This is a genomic window from Vibrio sp. 2132-1, from assembly GCF_033344315.1.
The window spans coordinates 1-900 of record NZ_JAWPON010000162.1 but is presented as its reverse complement, the minus strand read 5'-3'; the positions used below and the strand labels follow the sequence as shown (position 1 = coordinate 900).

Sequence of the window (900 nt, the reverse complement as noted above, 5' to 3'; positions counted from 1 at the left end):
ATAGAAAGTTCTCGACGATTAATCGGTATGTCGCTCGGTTTGATTCGATATGAGCGGGATAGGCGTTGCTTTCTCCATCTCTAAATAACAATTCATAACCCAGCGTCTGTCTTTTACGGTTAAAAATCGGCTGACGAGCGACATACGTTGTATTCATGCGATAGAACTACCTATAAATGGCTTAGGATTTTGCAGCCGCTAATAATGCGCCACAACCCATAAACATTGAACCGAATACTTTGTTAATTTTACCCATGATCTTGTCTGAACGGATAAAGCGTCCCATCTGCGCCGCTAACGTGGTGTAACCCAACATTACGCACGCATCAATTACCACTGTCGTCACCCCTAGCGCCAACAATTGCGTCAGTTGGTCTTTTGCAGGGTCGATAAACTGTGGGAACAACGCCACCAAAAAGACGATCGATTTAGGGTTAGTCAGGTTAATTAAAACGGCTTTATACAATAATGCGCTACCTGACATCTCTTTGTGACTCTCATTGGCAATCAAGCCTGAAGTATCACGCCATTTCTGAATACCCAACCATACAAGGTAAGCCGCGCCTACCCATTTAATGATAGTAAACGCAGTTGCCGATTGCGCCACCAGCGCACCGATGCCAGCGCCAACCAAGGCGATGTGAATCGCGAGTCCGATTTGCAGACCAACAATCGCGCCAAGCGATTTGCGCGTGCCGTAACTCAAGCCATTGCTGATTGAGTTAACCGTGCCAGAACCCGGAGCCAAACTAAAAACGATTGCAGTTACCACATAGGCCAACCAAACGTGGGTATCCATTGCATTTCCTCACTAATTCTTCGATGATACATCGCGTCTACAATGTATCTTCAGGTAATCGACTAATGGCTACTAACCATTCACCTTTGACTTATACTCAA

General features: G+C 45.6%; 1 protein-coding gene and 1 pseudogene. Both read right to left on the bottom strand.

The window, feature by feature from the left end:
- Positions 1-157, bottom strand: a pseudogene (locus R8N47_RS24150) (histidine kinase); the annotation flags it as partial.
- A 24-nt stretch (positions 158-181) separates the two neighbouring features.
- Entirely contained in the window at positions 182-799 is a 618-nt protein-coding gene (rhtB, locus tag R8N47_RS24145; protein ID WP_005459098.1) for a homoserine/homoserine lactone efflux protein, read from the bottom strand.
- Positions 800-900: the final 101 nt, after the last annotated feature.

Excerpts from the sequence above, each read along its gene's own strand:
- rhtB (WP_005459098.1), bottom strand. The coding sequence starts at position 799 with ATGGATACCCACGTTTGGTTGGCCTATGTGGTAACTGCAATCGTTTTT.